24 protein-coding genes are annotated in these 23157 nt (G+C 44.8%); 11 read left to right on the top strand and 13 right to left on the bottom strand.

Features of this window, described 5'->3' with window-relative positions; all coding sequences use genetic code 11:
- Window positions 1–110: 110 nt before the first annotated feature.
- Both F6J90_RS13255 and F6J90_RS13260 read right to left on the bottom strand, forming a co-directional pair.
- The gene (locus F6J90_RS13255; protein ID WP_293093876.1) at window positions 111–800 is read right to left on the bottom strand and encodes a Uma2 family endonuclease; all 690 of its coding nucleotides are present in this window, start codon (window positions 798–800) and stop codon (window positions 111–113) included.
- Window positions 801–867: 67 nt separating this feature from the next.
- Entirely contained in the window at window positions 868–993 is a 126-nt protein-coding gene (locus tag F6J90_RS13260) for a hypothetical protein (RefSeq protein WP_293093878.1), read from the bottom strand.
- 94 nt (window positions 994–1087) lie between these two features.
- On the opposite strand from F6J90_RS13260, the gene F6J90_RS13265 reads away from it, so the two are divergent.
- Window positions 1088–1660, top strand: coding sequence for a Uma2 family endonuclease (locus tag F6J90_RS13265; RefSeq protein WP_293093881.1), 573 nt, complete (start codon window positions 1088–1090; stop codon window positions 1658–1660).
- A 218-nt stretch (window positions 1661–1878) separates the two neighbouring features.
- On the opposite strand, the gene F6J90_RS13270 is transcribed toward F6J90_RS13265, so the two are convergent.
- The 4 genes from F6J90_RS13270 to purE form a co-directional block, all read right to left on the bottom strand.
- Window positions 1879–4185 (bottom strand): caspase family protein, encoded by a 2307-nt coding sequence (locus F6J90_RS13270; protein ID WP_293093883.1) that lies wholly within the window; start codon window positions 4183–4185, stop codon window positions 1879–1881.
- Window positions 4186–4703: 518 nt separating this feature from the next.
- Window positions 4704–5891 carry a sulfate adenylyltransferase gene (gene sat, locus F6J90_RS13275; RefSeq protein WP_293093886.1) on the bottom strand — a complete coding sequence of 396 codons (1188 nt, stop codon included), beginning with the start codon at window positions 5889–5891 and terminating at the stop codon, window positions 4704–4706.
- Between the two features lie 125 nt (window positions 5892–6016).
- Window positions 6017–6553 carry an adenylyl-sulfate kinase gene (gene cysC, locus F6J90_RS13280; protein WP_293024150.1) on the bottom strand — a complete coding sequence of 179 codons (537 nt, stop codon included), beginning with the start codon at window positions 6551–6553 and terminating at the stop codon, window positions 6017–6019.
- A gap of 311 nt (window positions 6554–6864) precedes the next feature.
- The gene (purE, locus tag F6J90_RS13285) at window positions 6865–7392 is read right to left on the bottom strand and encodes a 5-(carboxyamino)imidazole ribonucleotide mutase (protein WP_293093889.1); all 528 of its coding nucleotides are present in this window, start codon (window positions 7390–7392) and stop codon (window positions 6865–6867) included.
- Between the two features lie 45 nt (window positions 7393–7437).
- Between purE and nagA the strand changes: the two genes are divergently transcribed.
- The 7 genes from nagA to F6J90_RS13320 all read left to right on the top strand — a co-directional run bounded on the left by nagA (window position 7438) and on the right by F6J90_RS13320 (window position 13853).
- Window positions 7438–8598: an N-acetylglucosamine-6-phosphate deacetylase gene (gene nagA / locus F6J90_RS13290; protein WP_293093892.1), complete on the top strand. Its 1161-nt coding sequence runs from the start codon at window positions 7438–7440 to the stop codon at window positions 8596–8598.
- 513 nt (window positions 8599–9111) lie between these two features.
- A complete protein-coding gene (locus F6J90_RS13295) occupies window positions 9112–9327 on the top strand; it encodes a photosystem I reaction center subunit IV (protein WP_293093894.1) in 216 nt (71 codons plus the stop codon).
- 91 nt (window positions 9328–9418) lie between these two features.
- Window positions 9419–10267 (top strand): DNA-formamidopyrimidine glycosylase, encoded by an 849-nt coding sequence (locus tag F6J90_RS13300; protein WP_293093897.1) that lies wholly within the window; start codon window positions 9419–9421, stop codon window positions 10265–10267.
- 359 nt (window positions 10268–10626) lie between these two features.
- Window positions 10627–11457: a VCBS repeat-containing protein gene (locus tag F6J90_RS13305; RefSeq protein WP_293093900.1), complete on the top strand. Its 831-nt coding sequence runs from the start codon at window positions 10627–10629 to the stop codon at window positions 11455–11457.
- 323 nt (window positions 11458–11780) lie between these two features.
- The gene (locus tag F6J90_RS13310) at window positions 11781–12281 is read left to right on the top strand and encodes an IS607 family transposase (protein ID WP_293093903.1); all 501 of its coding nucleotides are present in this window, start codon (window positions 11781–11783) and stop codon (window positions 12279–12281) included.
- 70 nt (window positions 12282–12351) lie between these two features.
- A complete protein-coding gene (locus F6J90_RS13315) occupies window positions 12352–13473 on the top strand; it encodes a transposase (protein WP_293093905.1) in 1122 nt (373 codons plus the stop codon).
- A gap of 158 nt (window positions 13474–13631) precedes the next feature.
- Window positions 13632–13853, top strand: a complete 222-nt coding sequence (locus tag F6J90_RS13320) for an NAD(P)H-quinone oxidoreductase subunit O (protein WP_009149183.1) — start codon at window positions 13632–13634, stop codon at window positions 13851–13853.
- On the opposite strand, the gene F6J90_RS13325 is transcribed toward F6J90_RS13320, so the two are convergent.
- The gene (locus F6J90_RS13325) at window positions 13821–14039 is read right to left on the bottom strand and encodes a hypothetical protein (RefSeq protein WP_293093907.1); all 219 of its coding nucleotides are present in this window, start codon (window positions 14037–14039) and stop codon (window positions 13821–13823) included. The two genes, F6J90_RS13320 and F6J90_RS13325, sit on opposite strands and share 33 nt — an antisense overlap.
- A 191-nt stretch (window positions 14040–14230) precedes the next feature.
- On the opposite strand from F6J90_RS13325, the gene mdh reads away from it, so the two are divergent.
- Window positions 14231–15202, top strand: coding sequence for a malate dehydrogenase (gene mdh / locus F6J90_RS13330; RefSeq protein WP_293093909.1), 972 nt, complete (start codon window positions 14231–14233; stop codon window positions 15200–15202).
- A gap of 83 nt (window positions 15203–15285) precedes the next feature.
- On the opposite strand, the gene F6J90_RS13335 is transcribed toward mdh, so the two are convergent.
- The gene (locus tag F6J90_RS13335) at window positions 15286–15822 is read right to left on the bottom strand and encodes a four helix bundle protein (RefSeq protein ID WP_293093911.1); all 537 of its coding nucleotides are present in this window, start codon (window positions 15820–15822) and stop codon (window positions 15286–15288) included.
- Between the two features lie 46 nt (window positions 15823–15868).
- Between F6J90_RS13335 and F6J90_RS13340 the strand changes: the two genes are divergently transcribed.
- Window positions 15869–17296, top strand: coding sequence for a serine/threonine-protein kinase (locus F6J90_RS13340; RefSeq protein ID WP_293093913.1), 1428 nt, complete (start codon window positions 15869–15871; stop codon window positions 17294–17296).
- Window positions 17297–17310: 14 nt separating this feature from the next.
- On the opposite strand, the gene F6J90_RS13345 is transcribed toward F6J90_RS13340, so the two are convergent.
- The 5 genes from F6J90_RS13345 to F6J90_RS13365 all read right to left on the bottom strand — a co-directional run bounded on the left by F6J90_RS13345 (window position 17311) and on the right by F6J90_RS13365 (window position 22430).
- Window positions 17311–17553: a hypothetical protein gene (locus tag F6J90_RS13345; protein WP_293093916.1), complete on the bottom strand. Its 243-nt coding sequence runs from the start codon at window positions 17551–17553 to the stop codon at window positions 17311–17313.
- A gap of 232 nt (window positions 17554–17785) precedes the next feature.
- Window positions 17786–17911: a hypothetical protein gene (locus F6J90_RS13350; protein WP_293093918.1), complete on the bottom strand. Its 126-nt coding sequence runs from the start codon at window positions 17909–17911 to the stop codon at window positions 17786–17788.
- Between the two features lie 138 nt (window positions 17912–18049).
- On the bottom strand, window positions 18050–19093 hold the full coding sequence (locus F6J90_RS13355) for a tetratricopeptide repeat protein (RefSeq protein ID WP_293093921.1): 1044 nt from the start codon (window positions 19091–19093) through the stop codon (window positions 18050–18052).
- Window positions 19094–19762: 669 nt separating this feature from the next.
- Window positions 19763–19996: a hypothetical protein gene (locus F6J90_RS13360; RefSeq protein ID WP_287255354.1), complete on the bottom strand. Its 234-nt coding sequence runs from the start codon at window positions 19994–19996 to the stop codon at window positions 19763–19765.
- A gap of 925 nt (window positions 19997–20921) precedes the next feature.
- Window positions 20922–22430 carry a Rieske 2Fe-2S domain-containing protein gene (locus F6J90_RS13365; RefSeq protein WP_293093926.1) on the bottom strand — a complete coding sequence of 503 codons (1509 nt, stop codon included), beginning with the start codon at window positions 22428–22430 and terminating at the stop codon, window positions 20922–20924.
- 461 nt (window positions 22431–22891) lie between these two features.
- Between F6J90_RS13365 and F6J90_RS13370 the strand changes: the two genes are divergently transcribed.
- Window positions 22892–23134: a type II toxin-antitoxin system Phd/YefM family antitoxin gene (locus F6J90_RS13370; RefSeq protein ID WP_293093929.1), complete on the top strand. Its 243-nt coding sequence runs from the start codon at window positions 22892–22894 to the stop codon at window positions 23132–23134.
- Window positions 23135–23157 lie beyond the last annotated feature (23 nt).

Consider the following 23157-nt stretch of genomic DNA (forward strand, 5'->3'; position numbering starts at 1 on the left):
TGATAGCTGATAGCTGACATTGTTGGATTTTGATATTAAGATGCAATCGGATATGCGATTGGCCGTAGGCCACGCTACGCGAACGCAGTCGAGTCAAAATCACGTAAACCTCACGGTAACAGGTCTTGCACAGTCAAGGAACCAATAGGAGAGCCATCGATTAAAAGCGATGCAGCGCGGTCTTGGGGGTTTCCCCCATGAGCGACTGCATCAAGAACAGACACTTGTTCCGACAGTTTGTAATCTTGACGTTGCTGATAGGTTGGCGTTGTAGCTAGATCAATCGGTTGGGTATAAACTTCGAGTTGCTTGTCGATCAGATTGACAATCCAATAAACTGAAATACCTGCACGAGCATAGATGCGTTTCTTTAAGGTTCGGTCTCGTTCTAGGGTGGAGTCAGCAATTTCAACCACTAAAGCTAGGTCTGACGCACCAGGATGGCGGTCAAGATAATCGCGAGTATCGCCTTTAACAATCACGATATCCGATTCTGGCTCACTATTGTCTAAAGTAATTGTTTCTAAAGTAATTGGTTCTTGTGCATCTACGTACCATCCGTTTGGAATAATCGCTTCCAGTGCATTCCGAGTCAGTTTAGTAGAGGCACGATGTGGTGGATTTTTCGGCATTTTAGGAATTAGCCACCCTTCCAGCAGTTCCACTGGGTCATCTTCGCCCAGGATACCCCAGCGAATCATCTGATGGTATTGTTCAACCCTAAAGCGCCAGACCGGTTCAGTTGGTACAGCTAAAGGCTGTTCAAAGTTTTTTCCCCTCGATTGAGTAAAGACAGACACAAGGTTACGACTTCTTGTTTTTGCCTTTTATCGTAGCATTGCAAAGCCTAAGAGATTGCCCCAGATTTCAATTGGGTGAGGGACTTACACCGATGGGTTGTAGGGAGTAGGGAGTAGGGAGTAGCGATGCAGCGCGGTCTTGGGGGTTCCCCCCATGAGCGACTGCATCAAGACAGGGGTTGCAAAAATTCAATGTACCTCATAAGTATGATCAACGCTATTTTTTTAAAATCGGTATATACTAAAGCCACTGACACCAGATAAATGATCTCGGGGTCCCTAGAAAAATGCCACAACTCAAAACTAAAACTCTACTGACCCTGGAAGAATTTCTGGCAATGCCTTCAACCGATGTAACCTATGAATTAGTTGAGGGGGTTGCAGTACCGAAAATGTCTCCTAAACGTTTTCATGCTAGGGTAACTGGTGCTTTATATACACTTTTGGATCAGTGGTGTCAGGAAAAGGGTGAAGTCAATCCAGAATGGGCAATAGTCTTGCAACGTCACGGTCAAGACTGGGTACCTGTGCCTGATTTAATCTACATTTCTGTTCAACGTCTGCCCTCAGAAGTGATAGAAGATGAGGCTTGTCCAGTACCTCCAGAGTTAGCCATTGAAATTATCTCACCGGGACAAACTTTTGGGCAATTAGCCGAGAAAGCAACCGATTATTTAGAAGCGGGAGTCTTGCGAGTTTGGGTTGTTGATCCTCAGGCGAGAAGTATCACAGTTTTCTATCCAGATGCGCCACCACGGACTTATACCAAAGCTGCGCTAATAACTGATTCCCTGTTTGAAGGGTTAGAACTTACTCCCCAGCAAGTGTTTGGGAAAGCGAGGTTACCTCAGAAGGGTTAATGACTCAGAATAAATAAAATTTATGTTGTTGAAATAACCAAAGTTATAAGTATAGTTTAAGCAAAAAAATAACTAAAAATCCTTAGTTATTTTCCCACACTCCCCCCTCTCCTCACACTGTTCCCCCTGTTCCCTATTCCCTGTTCCCTGTTCCCTCTTAAACACTTATGGATCAATTGTTAATTGCCAATTAGCAATTGACAATTAACAACCTGAAATTAAACCACCCGATAGAGAAAACTTAGAGTTGCCCAAGTATTGACATCCAAGGCGTAGGAATCAGCACTTATACTGACAGAAGAATCTAGGGAATTTGCACTAGCATCGTGTATGTCTTGCAGCACCGCCTTGGCCACATCCAAGGGGTTAAACAAATCATCAATTGGTGCTCCGATTCCGCGACGAGATGGCACAGCGTCGAGAGCTTTACTGGCCTCAGTGAAGGGAGAGCGACTGCAAATCAGTTGCATTTCCACCAGTCCACTAGGACCTGAGACAATCCCACCAACAGAAGCTACAGCTGATGGCAGGGTTAGAGTTTCCCCAGGAGCAATTACGGCATTTGTGATAAATGCAGAGTTTTCTGAAGTCTGTGATGTTTCCAAAAATGGCAGTTCATATAGTGCGATCGCATTGCCATTGGTATTAAACCCTAATAGCAAGAAATAGATCGGTTGGTCACCGTAGTTTTCGATCTGATAATGGACACGACTCCCAATCGGCAAAATAGGAACACCTGCTTCTGCCACAGTTTCCGTCAACTCACCCTTAGATTTAGCTTGCCCCTCACCTACCGAACCTAACCCTGAGGAGGAAGCCGTCCGTAATGTTTCGAGTTGCATCACTAGCTTTTTCTCTGGTGCAACCATCTCCAGGGATACCCGAATACCCAGACCGGAAGACCCCTCATTAGCAGTTAGACGGAGCAATTTTGCGGCCAGCAAGGTGTTCAGTTTACCAGCCATTGCCATAGCTGCTGACTTCACGGCTACCCCAGCTTCCCCAACTCCATTGGGTATGGGTTCACCGTCGAGATAGAAGATTCCATAACCCCCTCCCCCAGCATTTGTGGAAGAGAGTGCTTTGCCAAACAAGTAATCAGCAGGTTGTTCCCCTGCTTGCACTACCGATGCAGCAGAGATACCAGAAAAGGCACTGGTAGCATCTACTCGCTCAATCCGTTCTAGGTTCCCATCCAGAGCTACCGTTAGACCAATATTACCGGCTAACACCCGGACAGCTTCTTGCACCAGCTGCCCAACTTGTAGCTGATTGTTATTATCAGTACTAGCACCAATAAATTTTGCCTTAGCAGTCAGACCATCTTTAGAGGTTATTTGTAGTTGGGAGACTCCCGATTTAGCACCGACTAATTCCAATACAGAGTTGTTGCTATAGTAATTCACAACTGTTGCTGGTAATCCTGCCAACCACAACTGTGCCGTTTGGCCATTATCTTCCACTGCGGTGACCACACCATCGGCTCCCATGCTAGGGTCAGGGGGCAGATAATAGGTAGGTATTGGCTCAAGACTACTTTGACCCCCTAGCCTTGGCTGTTGTTGTGTACCTGTCAGTTGATTAACCATCACACCAGCGTGACTCAGGCTCACCTGACTTGTGGTTGTTGGTATTGCCTGCCACAGATACTGAGTAAGAGCATAGGTAAATAAGCCAGCACTGAAACCATTCCATTTAGCCTCCATGGCCATTTGATTGGGTTCAGTAGCCGTGAGAACCAGACCTGCCATAGGATTCATCGCTCCAGGAACAACCGAAAGCGATTTCCGGTTTACCATCCCTTGCCCAGAATCCTGTATCCGCCGCCGCAGTTGCTCTTGAAAAGCCAGTTCGTCCCGACTAGCCTCTTGGGCTGGTGGGTTAGTACTAGAGCGTACCTTAATATTTCCTTGGAGGAGGCTATCAGCTACCGTGTGGCTAGTATCGAGTACTGTAGTGACTTGGTCAGTGAAGAGCGATCGCAATAGCAAAACTAGCGTTTCTTCCAGTAAATCCTTGGCTACCTTAGGATTTTTTGTGGTCAGGCTCCCATCTACTGGAACCAAGCTATTTTGAAGTGCAACAGACCTATCGGTTTGATATCCTGGAGATAGCTTAACCTGGCTACCGAAGCCACTGAAGTGGAAGACTACCACATCACCCGCTTTCGCTTGCTTCGTCAGATGTTCAATAAAAGTCGTTTCAATATTTTCGCGAGTCGCTTGGTCATCTTTAAGTATAAGTATATCCTTCGGGTTGAAGCCAAACCGATGAATCAATAGTTCTTGTTGTAGTTCTACATCAGTAACACAGCCATCCAATACTGTGCTACGAGGATACTTGTTGATACCCACTAGTAGGGCTAACTTTCGCCCAAGGGGTTGTGCTAATACTTGGAAGTAACGGTCTATTCCAGGAACAGCTAAACCACTATTCCCTAGGAGGGATAGTACTGTTTCACTTACTCCTAATGTTGCCAATCCCAAACTAGCTTTTTGCAGAAAAGTCCGGCGATTAAGTCCCATATCCGCGCTTCAGCTTTCAGATTTCAGCTATCAGCCTACCAGGATTGGCGCTCCCACGGCCACAAGCCATGGGATTCCCAGTTCAGCTAGTTCACTAGTTCACTAGTTAAAGGTTGAACGCGATGGACTTCGTCCCGCTTTCAGCGAACGCGTGGCCTTTTGGCCAAGGTTACAGGTTGAAGGTTATTTGGTTGAAGGTTGAAGGTTGAAGGTTGAAGGTTATTTGGTTACAGGTTACAGGTTACAGGTTTAAGGTTATTTGGTTACAGGTTACAGGTTGAAGGTTACAGGTTGAAGGTTATAGGTTGAAGGTTACAGGTTGAAGGTTATAGGTTGAAGGTTACAGGTTGAAGGTTTGGAATATAACCGCCTAACCAAATAACCAAATAACCAAATAACCGCTTCACCTCCAACCTTCAACGGTCTAACCTCCAACCTTCAACGGTCTAACCTTCAACGGTCTAACCTTCAACCTTCAACAGTCTAACCTTCAACCTTCAACCTTCAACCTTCAACCTTCAACTCCTCTCGTGCATTGCCTTAGCCAGTTCTGCTGCCACTTCAGGTCGGGAAAATTCCGGTGGTGGTAACTCTCCCTCACGCAGCATTTTCCGTACCTTAGTACCGGATAAATGAATCCTCTGCTCCGGTGTACTTGGACTAGTCTTGGCGGTAGCCATACCCTGGGTGCGAGTGCAGTAGAAGGCATGCTCAAACTTCATCGGCATGATCCCCAACTCACCAGGCTCAAACTGATCAAAAATGTGTTGGGCATCATAGGTGCCGTAATAGTCTCCCACACCAGCGTGGTCTCGTCCTACAATGAAATGGGTACAGCCATAATTCTTCCGTACCAAAGCATGGAAAATGGCTTCTCTTGGGCCAGCGTAACGCATGGCAGCAGGGTTAATTGCCAGAATCACTCGGTTATTGGGAAAATAATTCTCCAACATGATTTCATAGCAACGCATGCGCACATCGGCTGGGATGTCGTCGCTTTTAGTAGCACCCACTAAGGGATGAAGGAATAGACCGTCTACGGTTTCTAGAGCGCACTTGATGATATATTCATGAGCCCGATGAATGGGATTACGGGTTTGGAAACCTACCACTGTTTTCCAACCCTGTTCCGAGAACATGGCTCTGGATTGTTCTGGATCGATTTGGTAGGTGGGAAACTGGGGATGGGGTAACCGTTCCAGTAACCATACCGAACCAGCTAAATTAATCTCTCCCTGGTCATACACGACTTTCACACCAGGATGCTTATCTTCATCAGTGCGGTACACTTGCACCGCTTCATGGGTTTTGTCGTAAGGATATTTTTCCGTCAGTTCTAATACACCAATAAACCGACCACTGGTATCATCCAAACGGACTAACCCCCCCTCTTGCAGAGGGGCAGCTACTTCAGAGGTAACCGAGAGGGTGATTGGAACTGACCACGGTAGGTTATTGGCTAGACGCATCCGGTCTACCACTGATTCGTAGTCTTCTTTGGTCATGAAGCCAGTCAGGGGACTAAAGCCACCGATAGCAATCATTTCCAGGTCGCTGACAGCCCGTTTATCCAGTGTGACTCTGGGCAGAAATTCAGCTTTCTCCAAAAATTCCTGCCGTTGTTCAGGTGTAGCGACACGGTTGACCAGTTGACCACCGTGAGCTGGGATAGTTTGTGAAGGATGGCTTAACACCGGGCTTTGCATACTCTAGCAATAATAATTAGGTTCTACAATTGTCTCAAGAATTGTCTCAAGAATTGTCTCAAGATGCGACTCCCACTCCAAAGCGTGTAAGTGGGGTCCTTTAGTTAACGTATAAAGATTCTGCTTCAAGTACTAGAAATATAATTTAACTCTTCCAGCTTTTTCAGAACTTTGTCCACACTTTCTGATAATTCTTCTTGGTCAGTGCGACATTCCACTTCCGGATTTAATGGTGGCTCATAGGGGTCATCAATACCAGTAAAATTCTTAATTTCTCCATCACGAGCTCGTTTGTAAAGTCCTTTGACATCTCGGCCTTCGCAAACTTTTAGGGGAGCATTAACATAAACTTCTACAAAGTCACCAATCCTTTGCCTGACCTCCTCTCGAATTTCACGGTAAGGAGAGATAGCGGATACCAAGACAATAACTCCATTGCGGGTTAAAAGATGGGCAACAAAGCCAATGCGGCGAATGTTTTCATCCCGGTCTTCTTTACTAAATCCGAGTCCTTTTGTTAAGTTCTGACGGACGATATCCCCATCCAAGACTTCCGGCTTGCATCCTTTGGCGTTTAGTTTTTCTTCTAATGCCTTAGTAATAGTGGTCTTTCCAGCACCACTAAGACCAGTTAACCATACTGTAACACCACGATGTTCCATTAAATTTATTTACCTCCTAGATTTTTTGTTGACATGAGTTGGATTTGGTCTGGATCGGGTATTGGTATTTCAGTTGAACACCAAACTCAACCTAGTAAGTGCTATTGCCTTTAGTCTCGGCTAATTTATAACAGATGCCGCCCTTAGGTGGTATGCTCTTGAGAACCCCCAGCTTAACGTAGTAGAAGGATTCGGATTGCCCTCGAATTATTTTCGGTCACATCCCCCCTATAATGGCTTACCCTGATGCCAAGTTAATGGGGATTTTTGCTTTTTTTCAATGCTAACCTTCTCAAGGTCTCTGAACCAGATTAACCCATCTGCCCTAAGTATTGCTGATAACCTAACTCATCGAGCAATGCTTGCTTTTCCATCACTGATTGGGCTAAATTCTGGCGATACTGCTGCACTCTCTCTAGTAATTCCGGCTGATGAGTCCCCAAAATCTGCACCGCTAACAACCCGGCATTCTTGGCATTACCAATTGCTACAGTAGCGACGGGAATTCCCCCAGGCATTTGAACAATTGAGTATAGGGAATCGATACCCTGCAAGTGACGACTAGACACTGGCACCCCAATCACAGGCAAGGGTGTTAGAGCCGCTACCATCCCAGGCAGATGAGCCGCCCCCCCAGCACCAGCAATAATAACCTTGAGTCCACGCTTGTGAGCGTCTTGGGCATAATTTACCATCCGTTCGGGGGTGCGGTGGGCGGACACAATCGCTACTTCCCAAGGAACACCGAAGTCTTCACATACTGCGATCGCATTTTGCATGGTGGGCAAATCGGAATCGCTGCCCATAATAATCCCAATTAACGGTTGGTTATTGGTCATGGATCATGTTTGATGGTAATTGATTAGACTTCGCCACATTCCCTAATGACTCTAGATATTATCAATGCTCGTGTCCCTAATTACCAGGGTTTACAGAATATTCACATTAATGATCATGGAATTATTGACGCGATCGCACCCAACCTAGAAACTCTTCCTAAGCTAGAAACTCTTCCTAACCCGGCTATCCTTGACGTTGCTGGGGATTGGGTCTCCCTAGGGGGTGTGGATTTGCAGATTAATGGGGGGCTAGGCTTAGCCTTCACCGATGTCGATTTTCACCACATCCCTTTACTCCAAGATATTTGTCAATTCCTTTGGCATCAGGGTGTGGATCAGTTTTTACCCACTCTGGTGACTACTTCTGTAGAGAAGATTCAGCGTACGCTTTCTGTCTTTGCTGAATTTATCCCTTCCCAACCTTACCAGACCCCAACCGCTCGCATCTTGGGTGTCCATCTAGAAGGGCCATTTCTCAATCCCCAAAAACGGGGAGCTCATCCTCTTGAGTATCTCTTACCACTTAATCTTGAAAATGTCAAGGAAGTTTTGGGAGACTATGGTGATCTGGTCAAGCTGATTACAATAGCGCCAGAGTTAGACAGCATTGGTGAGGTGATTCCGTATTTGCGATCGCGCAACATAATTGTTAGTCTCGGTCACTCCCAAGCCACAGCAGAGCAAGCCCAAAGCGCCTTTGAACGTGGGGCATCCATGGTAACCCATGCTTTTAATGCCATGCCAGGACTCCATCACCGCAAACCAGGATTACTGGGAGCTGCCCTAGTTACTCCCGGTGTCCAGTGTGGACTAATTGCCGATGGTCAGCACGTTTGTTCCACCATGATCCAATTGCTGCTCCGTGCTGGGGGTTATGAACAAGGGATTTTTCTAGTTAGCGATGCCCTAGCACCAATGGGATTACCCGATGGCGTCTATCCCTGGGACAGCCGCCAGATAGAGGTCAAAGACGGGACAGCACGGCTACCAGATGGGACATTATCTGGGACAACCTTGCCCTTATTGGTAGGAGTAGAGAATTTAGTCCAGTGGGGGATTTGTAGCATTGAGAATGGCATTGCCCTCGCAACGGTTTCCCCTCGCCAAGCCATCGGTTTACCAACCCTCAGCATTGGTCAACCAGCTCAGTTATTACGCTGGCATCTGGATCAGGAAACATCAAAGCTGAGTTGGCAGCGTTTGTAGTGTGGGGAGGGAGAAGTGTGGGAAGTGTGGGAAGACAGGGGAGGGGAGAAGTAGTTTTTGAGAATTTGGTATAGTAAAAGACATTGTCTTGATCCAAAGCGCGAGTGGTTAAGGTGGCTGTGTGGGTCACGAGGGATCCCCCCTAACCCCCCTTAGTAAGGGGGGGACAGTGGAAACTAGGGATCCCCCCTAACCCCCCTTAGTAAGGGGGGGACAGTGCGAGCACCTGGTAAGTCCCGTGGAAACTAGGGATTCCCCCTAACCCCCCTTAGTAAGGGGGGGACACGCCAGTCCCTGATCTGACTCCCCATCTCCCCATCTCCCCATCTCCCCATCTCCCCATCTCCCCACACTTCCCACACTTCCCACACTCTCCCGACTCCCGATTCCCGATTCCCGATTCCCTACTCCGGATTCACTACAGGGAAATTAATAAAACTTAAACAATCAAGTCAACGGAGAAGCCTAATTGAGTAGTACGCTGTAGAACTAGAGCGTAAGGTAAATTTTTTTATGGCAGAACTAAAACGTGGTGCAAAAGTTCGGATTAAAAGAAAAGAATCCTACTGGTATAACGATGTGGGAACTGTGGCTAGTATAGACAAGAGTGGTATTAAATACCCAGTGATTGTCCGCTTTGATAAGGTCAACTATACTGGCTACAGCGGTAACCCTACTGGGGTTAACACCAATAACTATGCAGAGAGTGAACTGGAAGTAGTTGGTTAACCTAACCAGACTCGGGAATTTAAGTTCCCGGTGTCTGTGGAGTGCTAAGTTAACACTCAGCACTCACTATTGATCAACTAAGCACTCAATCGTGCCGGAACTACCAGAAGTTGAAACAATTCGCCTGGGTCTAAATCAAGTGACTACAGGCCAGGAAATTCAGGGTGGAGAGGTGTTACTATCGCGCACCATCGCCCACCCTATTTCTCCCAAAGATTTTTTAGCCCAACTCACAACTGTCACCATTAGTGATTGGCATCGACGGGGCAAATACCTACTCGCTAAACTAAGCAAGTCAGACACTGATCAGGCCGGTTGGTTAGGTGTTCACCTCCGGATGACTGGTCAACTGCTATGGCTAAGTCAAGACCAGCCTCACCCAAAACACACGCGAGTGCGATTGTTTTTCCCAAACAACCAGGAGTTAAGGTTTATCGACCAGCGAACCTTTGGTCGAATGTGGTGGATTCCGCCATCCCAATTACCAGAAACTATTATCACTGGTCTAAAGCAACTCGGACCAGAACCGTTTTCCCAGGAATTTTCTACAGATTACCTAGTTAGTAAGCTCCATCACCGCCAGCGCGCGATTAAAACGGCCTTGCTCGATCAGTCCCTGGTAGCAGGAATAGGTAATATCTATGCCGATGAAGCATTATTCTTGAGTGGTATTAGACCAGAAACCCTTTGTAAAGATTTGGGGTTAGAGCAGATCGAAAAGCTGACCATCGCGATTATCCAAGTATTGGAAAAAGCGATTGAGTCTGGTGGTACCACCTTTAGTGATTTTATCAACGTCCAGGGAGTCAATGGCAACTATAAGGGGATTGCCTGGGTTTATGGTCGTACCGGAGAACCCTGTCGTATCTGTAGCACCCCCATCCAGCGAACCAAGTTAGTCGGTCGCTCAACTCACTTTTGTCCGAACTGTCAGCGTTGATCAGAACGGCTATCGGGCTGGTTATTGGGCGTTGCTTAATAATGGAATGATTTGAATAGTTTTGTGGAACGGGCATCAGGTCTGTAACGGGCATCAGGCGTGGAACTGGCATCTTGCCAGTTTCAATATATTTCCGGGCAGGCAGGATGCCCACCCCAGTTCTATTTATTCTTTAATTCAGCAACGCCGTCTGACAAACATGGGGAATGTGGGTTCTATCAATTCGATATTGACATCTACCACAATGGTATAATAACCTAGCTAAAGCATGATACAGCATTCCAAGTTGCTGACAGAAAGAAATTCTAGGAGACCTTGATACCCTCCTCCTATATCCTTAATAAAGGGAAATAACCAAAATGATAAAACATGTGATTCGTTTTTTGGTTGTAACGCTATTTGTTGTGAGCTTGGCACTAATTTCAAACCCTAGCTCTGCATTAGCAAACACCATAAAATCCACGGATGACATCGTCTGGCAACGGCGAGATGGACAAGTTCATTACTGGCCGATGAGTAACGGTGAACGAACTGGAGGTATAAATATTGCTACTCCTGTAGGTGCTGAATGGAGCCTGAAAGGGGTTGGTAATGTCAACGGTGACTGTACGGATGACATCGTCTGGCAACGGCGAGATGGACAAGTTCATTACTGGCCGATGAGTAACGGTGAACGAACTGGAGGTATAAATATTGCTACTCCTGTAGGTGCTGACTGGAGCCTGAAAGGGGTTGGTGATGTCAACGGTGACGGTACAGATGACATCGTCTGGCAACGGCGAGATGGACAAGTTCATTACTGGCCGATGAGTAACGGTGAACGAACCGGAGGTATAAATATTGCTACTCCTGTAGGTGCTGACTGGAGCCTGAAAGGGGTTGGTGATGTCAACGGTGACGGTACAGATGACATCGTCTGGCAACGGCGAGATGGACAAGTTCATTACTGGCCGATGAGTAACGGTGAACGAACCGGAGGTATAAATATTGCTACTCCTGTTAGTGCTGACTGGAGCCTGAAAGGGGTTGGTGATGTCAACGGTGACGGTACGGATGACATCGTCTGGCAACGGCGAGATGGACAAGTTCATTACTGGCCGATGAGTAACGGTCAACGAACTGGAGGTATAAATATTCACACTCCTGTCGGTGCTCAATGGAGCCTCAAAGGGGTTGGTGATGTAGGTTAATGACTTAGCTGCCTGTAGTCACTAGGCTGATGGGGTGACAAGCAGCATGATTAGCCTTACTGGGTGTGGGGTGACCGGGTGTGGGCGAACGGGAAACTACAGGAGCTATGGCACATTAATACCCACATTCCGCACCCCCCAGTGTTACCAAGAGTAATTAGACTTCGCGGCAGTTGTCGGGAACAGGGAACAGGGAACAGGGAACAGTGGACAAGAATTGACCCAAACACTATCATAAAAATACTTTTGCAAGAGGCTTGTGACAGTTGAGTAAAATATCCACTAATCTACCACTATCTCCAAGCCTGTGGGAGATTATAACTATGGCACTACCACGACCTAAGGCGGTCGAACTTACGGGACTCTCCAGGAACACTCTAAGGAAGTATGGAGATAATGGGACAATCAAATGCGAAAAAACCCCAGGAGGAACTAGATTCTTTGACACAGAGAGCAAGCTCTGCCTCGGTGCCAGATCATCTAAACATCTTCAAGCTGTTTGCTGCTACTGCCTCCTCAGCAGTAGCAAACAAAGGGACGACCTCGCCAGGCAAGTCGCCTACAAGCACTCCCTCTTCCCGGAAGCGGAGATTATCATTGACATCGGTTCAGGACTCAACTACAAAAGAAAAGGACTTAGAACCATATTGGAGCGAATTGTGCTCGGAGATCAGCTCACGATTGTTGTTGCCTGTAGAGACCGACTTACCCGATTCGGGTTTGAACTTATTGAGTACCTGGTCGGTATCAACGGTGGAAAAATCCTGGTTCTCGACCAACCTGAAAGTTGTCCAGAATCAGAGCAAGCCGCAGATCTTCTCTGAATCATTCACGTCTTTTCTTGCCGCGTCCACGGACTCCGAAAGTACGGTTCGAAAATCAAAGAAGATCCGAGTGTTCCTAAACCCTGAGCAACGCTCAATAGTTCGTAAGTGGTTTGGAGTGTCCCGTTATGTTTTCAATAAAACCGTCAAGATCCTCTCTGATGGTGAGACCAAAGCTAATTGGAAAGCTATTAAGACTGGCATATTAAATGACCTCCCTGAGTGGTGTAAAGCAGTGCCTTATCAAATCAAATCTATAGCGATAAAGGATGCTTGCACTGCTGTTAGGGAGGCCAAGAAAAAATACCAAAAAACTTCACAAATTAACCGAGTAAGATTTAGGTCTCGTAAGAACCCTGTTCAGTCTTGCTATATCCCTAAGTCAGCAGTGTCTAGCAAAGGTGTCTATCACACAAAGCTGGGAGAAATTACCTTTGCTGAGACTCTACCTGAGAATATCTGTGATTGTCGATTAACTAGCAGTAACGGGAATTGCTACCTGGTAGTTCCCCATGAAGCAACTAATGTTAAAGCCGAAAACCAAGGCAGAGTAGTCGCTTTAGACCCCGGTGTTAGGACTTTTTTGACATTCTTTAGTGAGACTTCTGTTGGAAAGATTGGGGATGGTGATTTTTCCAGAATTCAGCGACTTTGTTCTGATCTCGATAGTCTGATGTCCCGAACAAGTAAAGCTAAGAAAGGACAAAAGCGCCGAATGAGAAAAGCCGCTAGAAGGATGATCATAAAAATCCAGAATCTGATCAACGAATTACATCACAAAGCTGCCCGATTCTTAGTTGACAACTTTGATGTGATTTTGCTTCCCACTTTTGAGACTTCTCAGATGTCCCGAAAGAATAACCGCAAGATTAGATCGAAAACAGTTCGCAATATGCTCTCTTTTGCTCATTATCGTTTCAAAGAATTCCTAAAGCATAAAGCCCAAGAAACCGGGAAAATTGTTGTAGATGTTTGTGAAGCCTATACGAGTAAAACCGTTAGTTGGACTGGGGAGCTGGTTAACATCGGCGGCAGCAAAATTATTAAATCAAAAGTTGATGGCCGATCTATGGATCGAGACATTAACGGCGCTCGTGGGATATTTCTGCGAGCCCTGGGAGATACCCCCTGGCTGAGAAATCAGCTTGCATTAGTGAGCCTTGATTTGCCTTTGGTAGATTTTGGTAGCTAAAAAGTATCGGTCTATTGATAATAAGATTCATTTAGTAGGAGGATTATAGTACTTTTGTACTATATAGTGGCTAATGGGTAAAATCTCGATTACCGACAACTGCGGCGAAGTGTAATCAAATTTGGATACAATAGAAGAGGAAAGACAAAAGAGATTTTATGGCTGGGAAAATTAAAAAGGGAGTATTGGTTCGGGCTATTCAAGCCCAGTTAGAGGGTAGCCTGGAAGCCAAAGCAAGTGACCCCCGCTTTTCCTCTTATCTGTTTGAAACCGATGGGGAAATTCTTGATATCAAGGGGGATTATGCCCTGGTAAAATTTGGTCGGGTACCCACCCCGAACATTTGGTTACGCATTGACCAGTTGGAAATCTCCTCTTGAAGAGTAGGGAGTAGGGAGTAGGGAGTAGGGAGTAGGGAGTAGGGAGTAGGGAGTAGGGAGCGGTGCGACCCCGCGCTTTTTTAAAGCTAAGCGTGAACGCGCACCATAGGGAAATGGCGAGATGGAGAGAATTATCCCGAAAATTATTGTATATAATGTATATATAGATACATATTTAAGATACATATTTATACTTCCTAAGTAACGAAAGTACATACTCGCCCCAATGTTCACAAACCTACCCTTGTGAGCTTTGGCACCGATATCCCCCTAAATCCCCCCCCTAAATCCCCCAAGCAAGTTGGGGGAGTTCCAGCAAAAGCGATTGGCCGTAGGCCACGCTACGCGAACGAATTTCCACGCTACCCATTCGTATCATGGTACCCTATCCCAACTCCCCAATTGCTTGCCACGACAACCGTGTATCCGTCATCGGTGGTGGTAGAGTAGGGAGTACTCTTGTCCAACGGATTGCTGAGAAAAATCTGGCCGATGTCGTACTCCTGGATATTGTACCAGGTATGCCCCAAGGCATTGCTCTCGATTTAATGGAGGCCAGGGGCATTGAAGGTCACGATTGCCAAATTATCGGAACTAATGACTATGCTGATACTGCTGGTTCCGATGTGGTGGTGATTACGGCAGGAAGTCCCCGGAAACCAGGCATGAGTCGGGATGACCTGCTACAGATTAATGCCAAAATTGTGGTGGAAGCGGCTAAAAATGCGATCGCAAAATCCCCAGATGCCATGTTAATCGTGGTCACCAATCCCCTCGATGTGATGACCTACCTAGCCTGGCAAGCTACTGACTTACCACCCCATCGGGTCATGGGCATGGCAGGGGTGTTGGATTCTACCCGATTCCGGACATTCATTGCCATGGAAAATGGTGTATCCGTTGCGGATGTAAATGCTGTAGTGCTCGGAGGCCATGGGGACTTAATGGTGCCACTACCCCGCTACTCTACCGTTAGCGGTGTTCCCATCACGGAACTGATGACACCAGACCGGATAGAAGCCCTGATCGAACGGACTCGTCGAGGAGGGGCAGAAATTGTAGAACTGATGCGCACTGGCAGTGCCTATTTTGCCCCAGCATCCTCCGCCTGTTTGATGGTAGAAGCAATATTACACAACCAATCCCGCCAAATCACCGCAGCTGTCTACCTTCAGGGTGAATATGATTTGGAAGATATTTTTATAGGGGTACCCACCCGATTGGGGTGTCGAGGCATCGAAAAAATTTTGGAATTAAAGTTGACAGATTATGAACTGTCCTCCCTCAAGGTATCTGCTGAATCAGTTCGTGACAATATTAAGAAGGCACAAGAGATGCTGGGTCATTAAGGTAATTAAGAGAGTGTGGGAAGTGTGGGAAGTGTGGGAAGTGTGGGGAGATGGGGAGATGGGGAGATGGGGAGCTTGGGGAGTTAGTGGAGTAACCAATTATCTGGATTGATAATCATCTTGACTAATCCACTAAGAATTTGATTGTAATTTCCGTAGAGTTCTCTGACTTCTTCGAGGGTGAGATACTGACATTTCACCGCAAAGGTTAACCAAACTTGAGTCTCTGCTGCCTCTGCCTCACAATCATTCAGTTTAGCTACAAAAGCGGCTTTATATCTCCGTTTTATCCAAGCTTCTGCGAGATTAGCACAGACTGAGCGAGAGGAACGACGAATTTGATCAGTTAATGAATATTTTTCTTCAACTGGGAACTTTTTAGAATGTTCAAAAATTAGCATCGCTGTCTCAAATGCCAATTGATAAATAACCAAATCTTCATGAGTTCTAAAATACTTTTTCCCTTTTTCCTTTCCTGTTCCCATATTTCCGATCTTCTTTAATTGCCATCGCTCTTCTCTTCTGTCCTCTCCATCTTCCCACACTCCCCTATCTGATGACCAGTAACTTCCCACCCCTCCCACACTCCCCACCCTCCCCACACTTCCCACACTCCCCACCCTCCCCACACCCAGCGTTATAGATTATCAATTATTGGCGGCTATTATGTCTAATACCTTAAAAACCGGAGCAATTATCAAAGACCGCTATACAATCTTAGGCGACTTAGGTCAAGGAACCTTTGGACGTACCTATCTCGCTGAAGATGCTAATCGCTATCAAGAGCGTTGTGTACTCAAAGAATTTGCTCCCCAACTTCAAAACAACTATGAGTTACAAAAAGCTCAAGAATTATTTGAGCGAGAAGCTGGGATGCTATACCAGCTCAGACATAACCAAATTCCTTGTTTTCGAGAGTTACTTAGAACCAGTATCGGTCGTAAAAATTATCTCTTTTTAGTACAAGACTATGTGGAAGGGTTAACCTATCACCAGCTTTTAGTCCAGGGTCAAAAGTTTAGGGAAGCAGATGTGATTAAACTGCTCCAAGACATCTTGCCAGTTTTAGATTATATCCACTCTAAGCAGATCATTCATCGGGATATTTCTCCCGATAATCTGATTAAACGGAATTCTGACAATAAGCCAGTATTAATTGACTTTGGTTGTGTCAAAGAAATGGTAACCACTGCCATTGTCCAATCAACCGGATACGTGATTGGCACTCAAGTGGGCAAACGGGGTTACTCCCCAGATGAACAGTTACGATATGGTAAAGCTGATGCCACTAGCGACCTTTACGCTTTAGCGGTAACTGCTTTAGTATTGCTAACTGGTAAACAGCCTCTAGACTTTTATGATAGTTATCACGCTACCTGGCTTTGGCAAGAGATAACTATTAGCCCCAGCTTCAAATCGGTCTTGGCTAAAATGCTGGATAATCTTCCTAAAGAACGGTATCAGTCAGCCCAAGATGTCAGTGAAGCCCTAGAAACCGTAATTCCCCAGCCGGTAAGTAGCCAGCAGCCAACTAAGCTACCCAATAATCTACCAACTAAACAACCAAATAATCTCCCAAATAAGCTACCAAATAAACAACCAAATACACTATTTACCCAGATTGCTACCTTAGTGGCTGCTCCTGGTCAAACCATTAAAACAACGTTCACTGCTGTGCTCAATCGCAAACAGCAATCCACTAACCGTGAACTAAGGTTTTTTGGTCTTTCTATGTCCATTGCTTTATTAGTAGTGTTTGGAACGGTAGCAGTAGCTAGAGGAGGGTTTCCTACACCAAAATTCCCGAAGATATCCTGGCAATTGCCCTCTATACCATCATTGCCCTCTAAATCATCTGTGAGTAACACAGAGCAGCAACGGCAAAAGCAAATCTATCAGCGTTGTCTAGATTTGAAGATTGATCCAGGGACTTTTTATCAGAAAGTTGATCAATTTTTTTATAGTACATATCCACAATTAAAAGGAAAGACTCTTTCCGATAAACAAGAGGATGTTAAATTCCGGGCAGCTTGGTATCAAATTGCTGAGGATTTACTGGATAATTTGGAACAAGAGGCTTATTTGAGCAATTAGAGGTTTTGGTTGGTTCATTCTGCATCAATCCCATCCCAAAGCTCTGAAATAGGAAGTGCATTCCCTGTCATGGCTTCTTGCCATCCCTGACGAAAACTTTCTTCTGCGGTATTCTGTGTAACACTCTCACGAAACAGACGAACTATCTGTAACAAATTTGGTAAGTATTCTTGGGGAGTTTGCTGTATTTCCTCAATCACTTTTTGTCCAGTTTCTGTAGTAGTAGCGTTATCAGCTACAAAATTTTGGTCTGTCATTATTGTATAGCAGTCGAAGTAAAGTTTAAGACATCTTTTGCTCCCTGCTCCCTACTCCCTGCTCCCTTTCAAGGAAAAGACTATGTCCTAAACCATACTTCCCTTGCTATATCTTGTTAGCAATACTCTGATTAATATAGCAAAGGGAACAGCAGATCTGGGAGCAGGGAGCAGGGAGCAGGGAAGTCGGAAGTGGGAAAAAATCCTGTGTACGTCATAGGTATAAAAAACGCTATATCCCTCTTTTGTCACTTTCCGGAAACAAAGCGGTGCGACCCGTGGCGAATTTAATTCGCCAACGGATTTGCTTTTGTTTTAGGATTGTGACAGAACAGGGATATATTACGTCTGGATTCATTCTATAAAAATTGTTGTAAACTAAAACTTATAGTCAACATTAAGTACTTCAACCGAATAACTATATGACTACACTTACATCAAGAAGTGCTGCCGCGACTGCTGTAATTCAGCAACGCCCGCTTTATAAGCTTGCCCTCTATATTGGTCCTATATTTATATAGGCTTGCGCCAGTTTTTGATAAACTTCTATTGCCTCTGCCTTAATCTCTTGACGGCGTTGATCATTCATTGGCCAACTCCGCATGAGTTCCACTGCAGTTTTGGCTTGTTCGTAGGCATCGATGGCTTTTTGCCAGTTACCTTGGGTGAAGTGGAGGTTGCCTAAGCTGCGGGAAGTTGTCAGACAGTTAATCGGATTTGCTTCTGGGGTGCGAACGGACAAAGCTAGTTGGTATGCAGCAATTGCTTTTTCGAGATTATCAGTCTTGTCACCACGGATTCTCTGACTGTAGGCATTGCCCAGATTGTTTTGAGTTTTTGCCCAATCTTCGGGGAAGTCTGATTTAGTGCGAACTGACAAAGCTAGTTGGTATGTGGCAATAGCAAGTTCTAGATTCTCAGCCCTGTCGTGGCGGATTCTATCACGGTAGGCTGTGCCCAGATTGTTTTGAGTTATTGCCCACTCAATGGGGAAGTCTTCTTGAGTGTAAACTGACAAGGCTAGTTGGTATGCTTCAATAGCAAGTTCTAGATTCTCAGCCCTGTTGTGGCGGATTCTTTGATAGTAGGCATTGCCCAGATTGGTTTGAATCGCTGCCCAAATTTCCCGGTTACTCTCACGGGTAAAAACTGTTAGCAGCTGTTCGTAACCAGCCATGGCGATTTCTATGTTATTGGCTTTATTGCCCAGTGTAAAATTCTTGATCAGGTTGCTGAAGTTGCCAATAACTCTAGCAATTCCTTCTGCTGTTTCTGGTTCCGCTTCTGAGAGTTTAGCAGTGATCAGTTCCAGGGTATGGATAAAGTTATGATCGAGTTTATCTAGGTTGGCTTGCAGGAGTGGGTAGACGACTTTGGGGTCGCCATTGCTGTCGGCGATCGCTAGCAATACCTTAATCAAGAATTGCAGATAGTCTTGGGATAAGGGATTAGCTGAGGTAGGGATTTCTGAGATTCCGGTGGAACAAGTTAGCAGTTGGTGGATCAGGTTGAGGTATGCTTGTATTCTTTGTTCGTCCATTGTTAGTCGTTTTTTGTTGATCACAAAAAAAAGCAAGTCCTTCAAAAGCACCAGGGGGGCTGCCTTGGATCAAGTCCGGTTGAATACCCATCATCAAGAAGATTGATGGGGAGATGGGGCAGATTGTGATTAAGGGTAATTATCAGGACATTATCTGAGTACATATATAAAAATGCGTGCTCAGGATATATAGCAATAAATCAATAAAAAAAATCGGTCAAGTTTTGGTTAACCCCAATTCTTGAGCAAATTCTATTATGTAAGCCTCAAGTACTTGGGGCGAGAGTGTTGGAGGTGTGGTAAGTGTTTTAAATATGGTAGGCGTGGTAAGTGTGGGTGGGCAGATTGTGATTAAGGGTAATTATCAGGAGATTATCTGAGTACATATATAAAAATGCGTGCTCAGGATATATACCAATAAATCAATAAAAAAAATTCGGTCAAGTTCTGGTTAACCCCAAGTCTTGACCGATTTTTATTATGTAAGCTTCCACAAGTACAGCTGAGCTGCACTCAAATCTAAATTACTACTGATCAACTATCGAATTAGTCAGCAACTACTCGAAAGTAACTACATCCCAACTCATCATTCATCCTGATTTATACCCCTCCACAAAACGATTTTCACCATTCATAGTCGCCAGGGCGACGCCCTGGCAATTTACTATCCTAGTCTAGGTATAAGTATCGAATCAAAAAAGTCGTAACTTGACCAGATTTTCCGGTAGGCTCGAAAGCGCTCCACTCGTCGGGATAGGCGTATTTAAGGGAATAGATAGCATTAATTGTTTTGCGAACTTGTTTAGGAGAACCGACCAAGATGTGCTTGACTTTTTTAGGTTTACGACCTGGGTTTTCAGGGTTGGTATTTTCATCGGAGTTGGGTGGAAGGTTGTTGTTCATCAGTAGTAATTCCTTAAAACTGCTTACATTATTAATATATACATAAATTAATTCAATGTCAAGGGGTTTAGGAAAATTTTTTTTATTACAAAATGGGGCATCAATGGAATATAAACTAGTTTTTAGTTGTCTACATTTTCAATAAAATTAATCGTAGGGTGGGCAGTGCTTTAATCCGATAAAATTAGCTGGTCATCGGGTTAAAATACTGCCCACCGACTACATTTTGAATAAGATTAATCGTAGGGTGGGCAGTGCTTTTATATAAAATTAGCTGGTAATCAAGTTATTAGGCACTGCCCACCGACAGGATATTAACTTGATTGTCATTGAAACTATGACAATTTTGAAGTATATCTTTTTAAGAAGCTTCATCGTAGGGTGGGCAGTGCTTTTATATAAAATTAGCTGGTCATCGGGTTAAAACACTGCCCACCGACTACATTTTGAATAAGATTAATCGTAGGGTGGGCAGTGCTTTTATATAAAATTAGCTGGTAATCAAGTTATTAGGCACTGCCCACCGACAGGATATTAACTTGATTGTCATTGAAACTATGACAATTTTGAAGTATATCTTTTTAAGAAGCTTCATCGTAGGGTGGGCAGTGCTTTTATATAAAATTAGCTGCTAATCAAGTTATTAGGCACTGCCCACCCTACATCTAATTGCCTAAATTTTTAATAAGATTAATCCTCTGGTGGGCAGTGCTCAATACCAATTAAAAAGCTGACAATCTCCAAGGTAAGCACTGCCGAGCCTACATCTACATCTGTTAAGCGATTGGCCTACGGCCACGCTAAGCGATCGCACTGCCGAGCCGACATCTACTACATCTACTGGGCTGGTGGGCAGTGCTTGATACCAATTAAAAAGCTGACAATCTCCAAGGTAAGCACTGCCCACCCTACATTTATAACTTACTTAATCATTCTTGGAATGTTCAAATTCATAAACGTAAAACAGCCGACTTAACCTTTTAAATGAGTAGCCTATAGTTGCTATAATAATTGCTCCGGCGAGCCCTACCCAAAATCCAGTTGGAGGTATTACTTTGAAGGGAGATATATTGATGGAATCTGCAGTCATTGCCATCTTAAATGCTACAGCCCGGGCATCCATAACTATTCCGATTAATAAACAGAGCGCCGCCCCCCCATAACTTATTACCGTAGCACGATTGATGTTGGTCAGAGCCTTTTGACAAATATCACAATCTTTTGTATGAGTTGACCACACATCAAAAAGCTGCTTTTTATCTAACTCAGCATTGGGAAGTTGATCATTGATACCTGAATCCCAAGGAATGTTACCTCCTGCTCTCGTTTTAAACCACTGACGAAAGGTGATGACCATTTTGTCTTGAGGATTGGGAGTATAAACTGCATCGAGCCAGTCTTGCTGTTGTCGTCGAGCCAAGGTTTTTTCTTGGTAGTGAAGGAATACTAAGTCTTGATGCAAAAATACTGAAGCCAAGACATGACCTAACCAAATTGGCATTGGTAAGGCAAAAAATCCTAATCCTTCTGGTGTTTTTCCAGCTTCATTCTTGACTAAGACCTGACAACCAATATGACGACACCAACCAGGACGAGTAGGAATGGCATATAAGGCTAAGATTAATTTTCCGCCATCGTTATAGCTAGTAACAATTCTCATATGACAGGGAGGTTGAAAGTCATGAATTGCTTCGGCTACCTTTTCAACGGTGGGGTTAATAGCAAAGGCAAATCCTTCTTGAGTGGATATTTCCCTAAGACCAGGCATATCATAATACTTGGCATCTTCATAACGACTACCCATAATACCGTGATGGGAAACCGGTACGTGAGCGGGATCAGCAACATTTTCCATGAAAAAGTCCCAGCCATAGGGCAAGTCGCGGATATTCCAAAATAGCTTGACTACTCGATCGGAATCTGATTCTAGTTCCGGAATTAAACGGGGTTTTCTCAACTGACTTTCCTGTTGAGCCTTGGTTCCTGATTCTGGCCATACCCAGAGTAAACCTTGGTTTTCTTGAGTTGGATAGGCAACAGCACAGGATTTAGGATTCGAGCAGTTTTTAACTTCAGTCTCCTGGTCTTGGGATTGAGGAATACTGACACAATTACCTTCAGCATCAAAACGCCAAGCGTGATAAGCACACAATAAGGTTCCATCAGACTCCACACGCCCTTCAGAAAGAGGAGCTAATCGATGGGGACAAAAATCTTCAAAACAACGCCATTTACCAGACCCATCCCGCCATAACACTAGCTCTTTACCGAGTAACTGTATTTTGTGAGGACGAGATGGCGCAAGGAATTCAACAACGGCTACTGGATACCACTGCTTTGTCCATTGAAAAGTTTCGTCTTGTTTGAGGTCAACTTGTTCCCTTGACTTATCAAGACTTTCGTTCAAATTAGTTAAATTGGCTTCAATCGTCATACTGTTGGAGAATACTATCTTCAAAAAGATAACGGCGCTTGCGGTAACTTTAATTATTATCCACTGAAACCTCAGCAGTCAGCAGTCAGCAGTCAGCCGTCAGCCGTCAGCTTTTGGCTCACGCTACTTGAAGTGCTTATTTTATTCAAAAGCACCTCAAGTAGTGTGGCACAGGCTTTGGCCTTGGCCAAAAGGCCACGCTACGCGAATGGCCACGCTGTGCGAACGACGCTGTGACCCATAAGCTGAACGCGCACGCGTGTGCGTAGCACATAAGCTGATAGCTGAATGCTTACACTGAAACTACTCAATCTGAGGCAGGTGGGCAGTGCTTGATACCAATTGAAAAGCTGATCCGGTACGAATAAGCACTGCCCACCCTACATCACAGGCTGCTATTGACTATTTTAGCTAAAATAGCTATATTATACTTAATATCTAGTATTTTTCCCTAAAAAGTGATGAAAACCCTTGGAGCATCTGAGGCAAAAAACCGTTTTGGTGAACTGTTGGATTTAGCTCGAAGAGAGCCAGTACAAATTACTAAAAAAGGACGTAAGGTGGCTGTTGTTATTTCTATAGAAGAATTTGAAAGGTTATTAGAATTAGAAGAGGAACTTATAGCTATTAAAGCTAAAGAAGCACAACAAGAAGGGTTTATTGGGCTGTCAGAAAGTGAGCAGCTTTTGGAGGATATTTTATAGAAATTATTATTTGGGTGACTGAC

Origin of the sequence: Moorena sp. SIOASIH (assembly GCF_010671925.1) — a bacterium.
In the GTDB taxonomy this organism is placed as follows: domain Bacteria; phylum Cyanobacteriota; class Cyanobacteriia; order Cyanobacteriales; family Coleofasciculaceae; genus Moorena.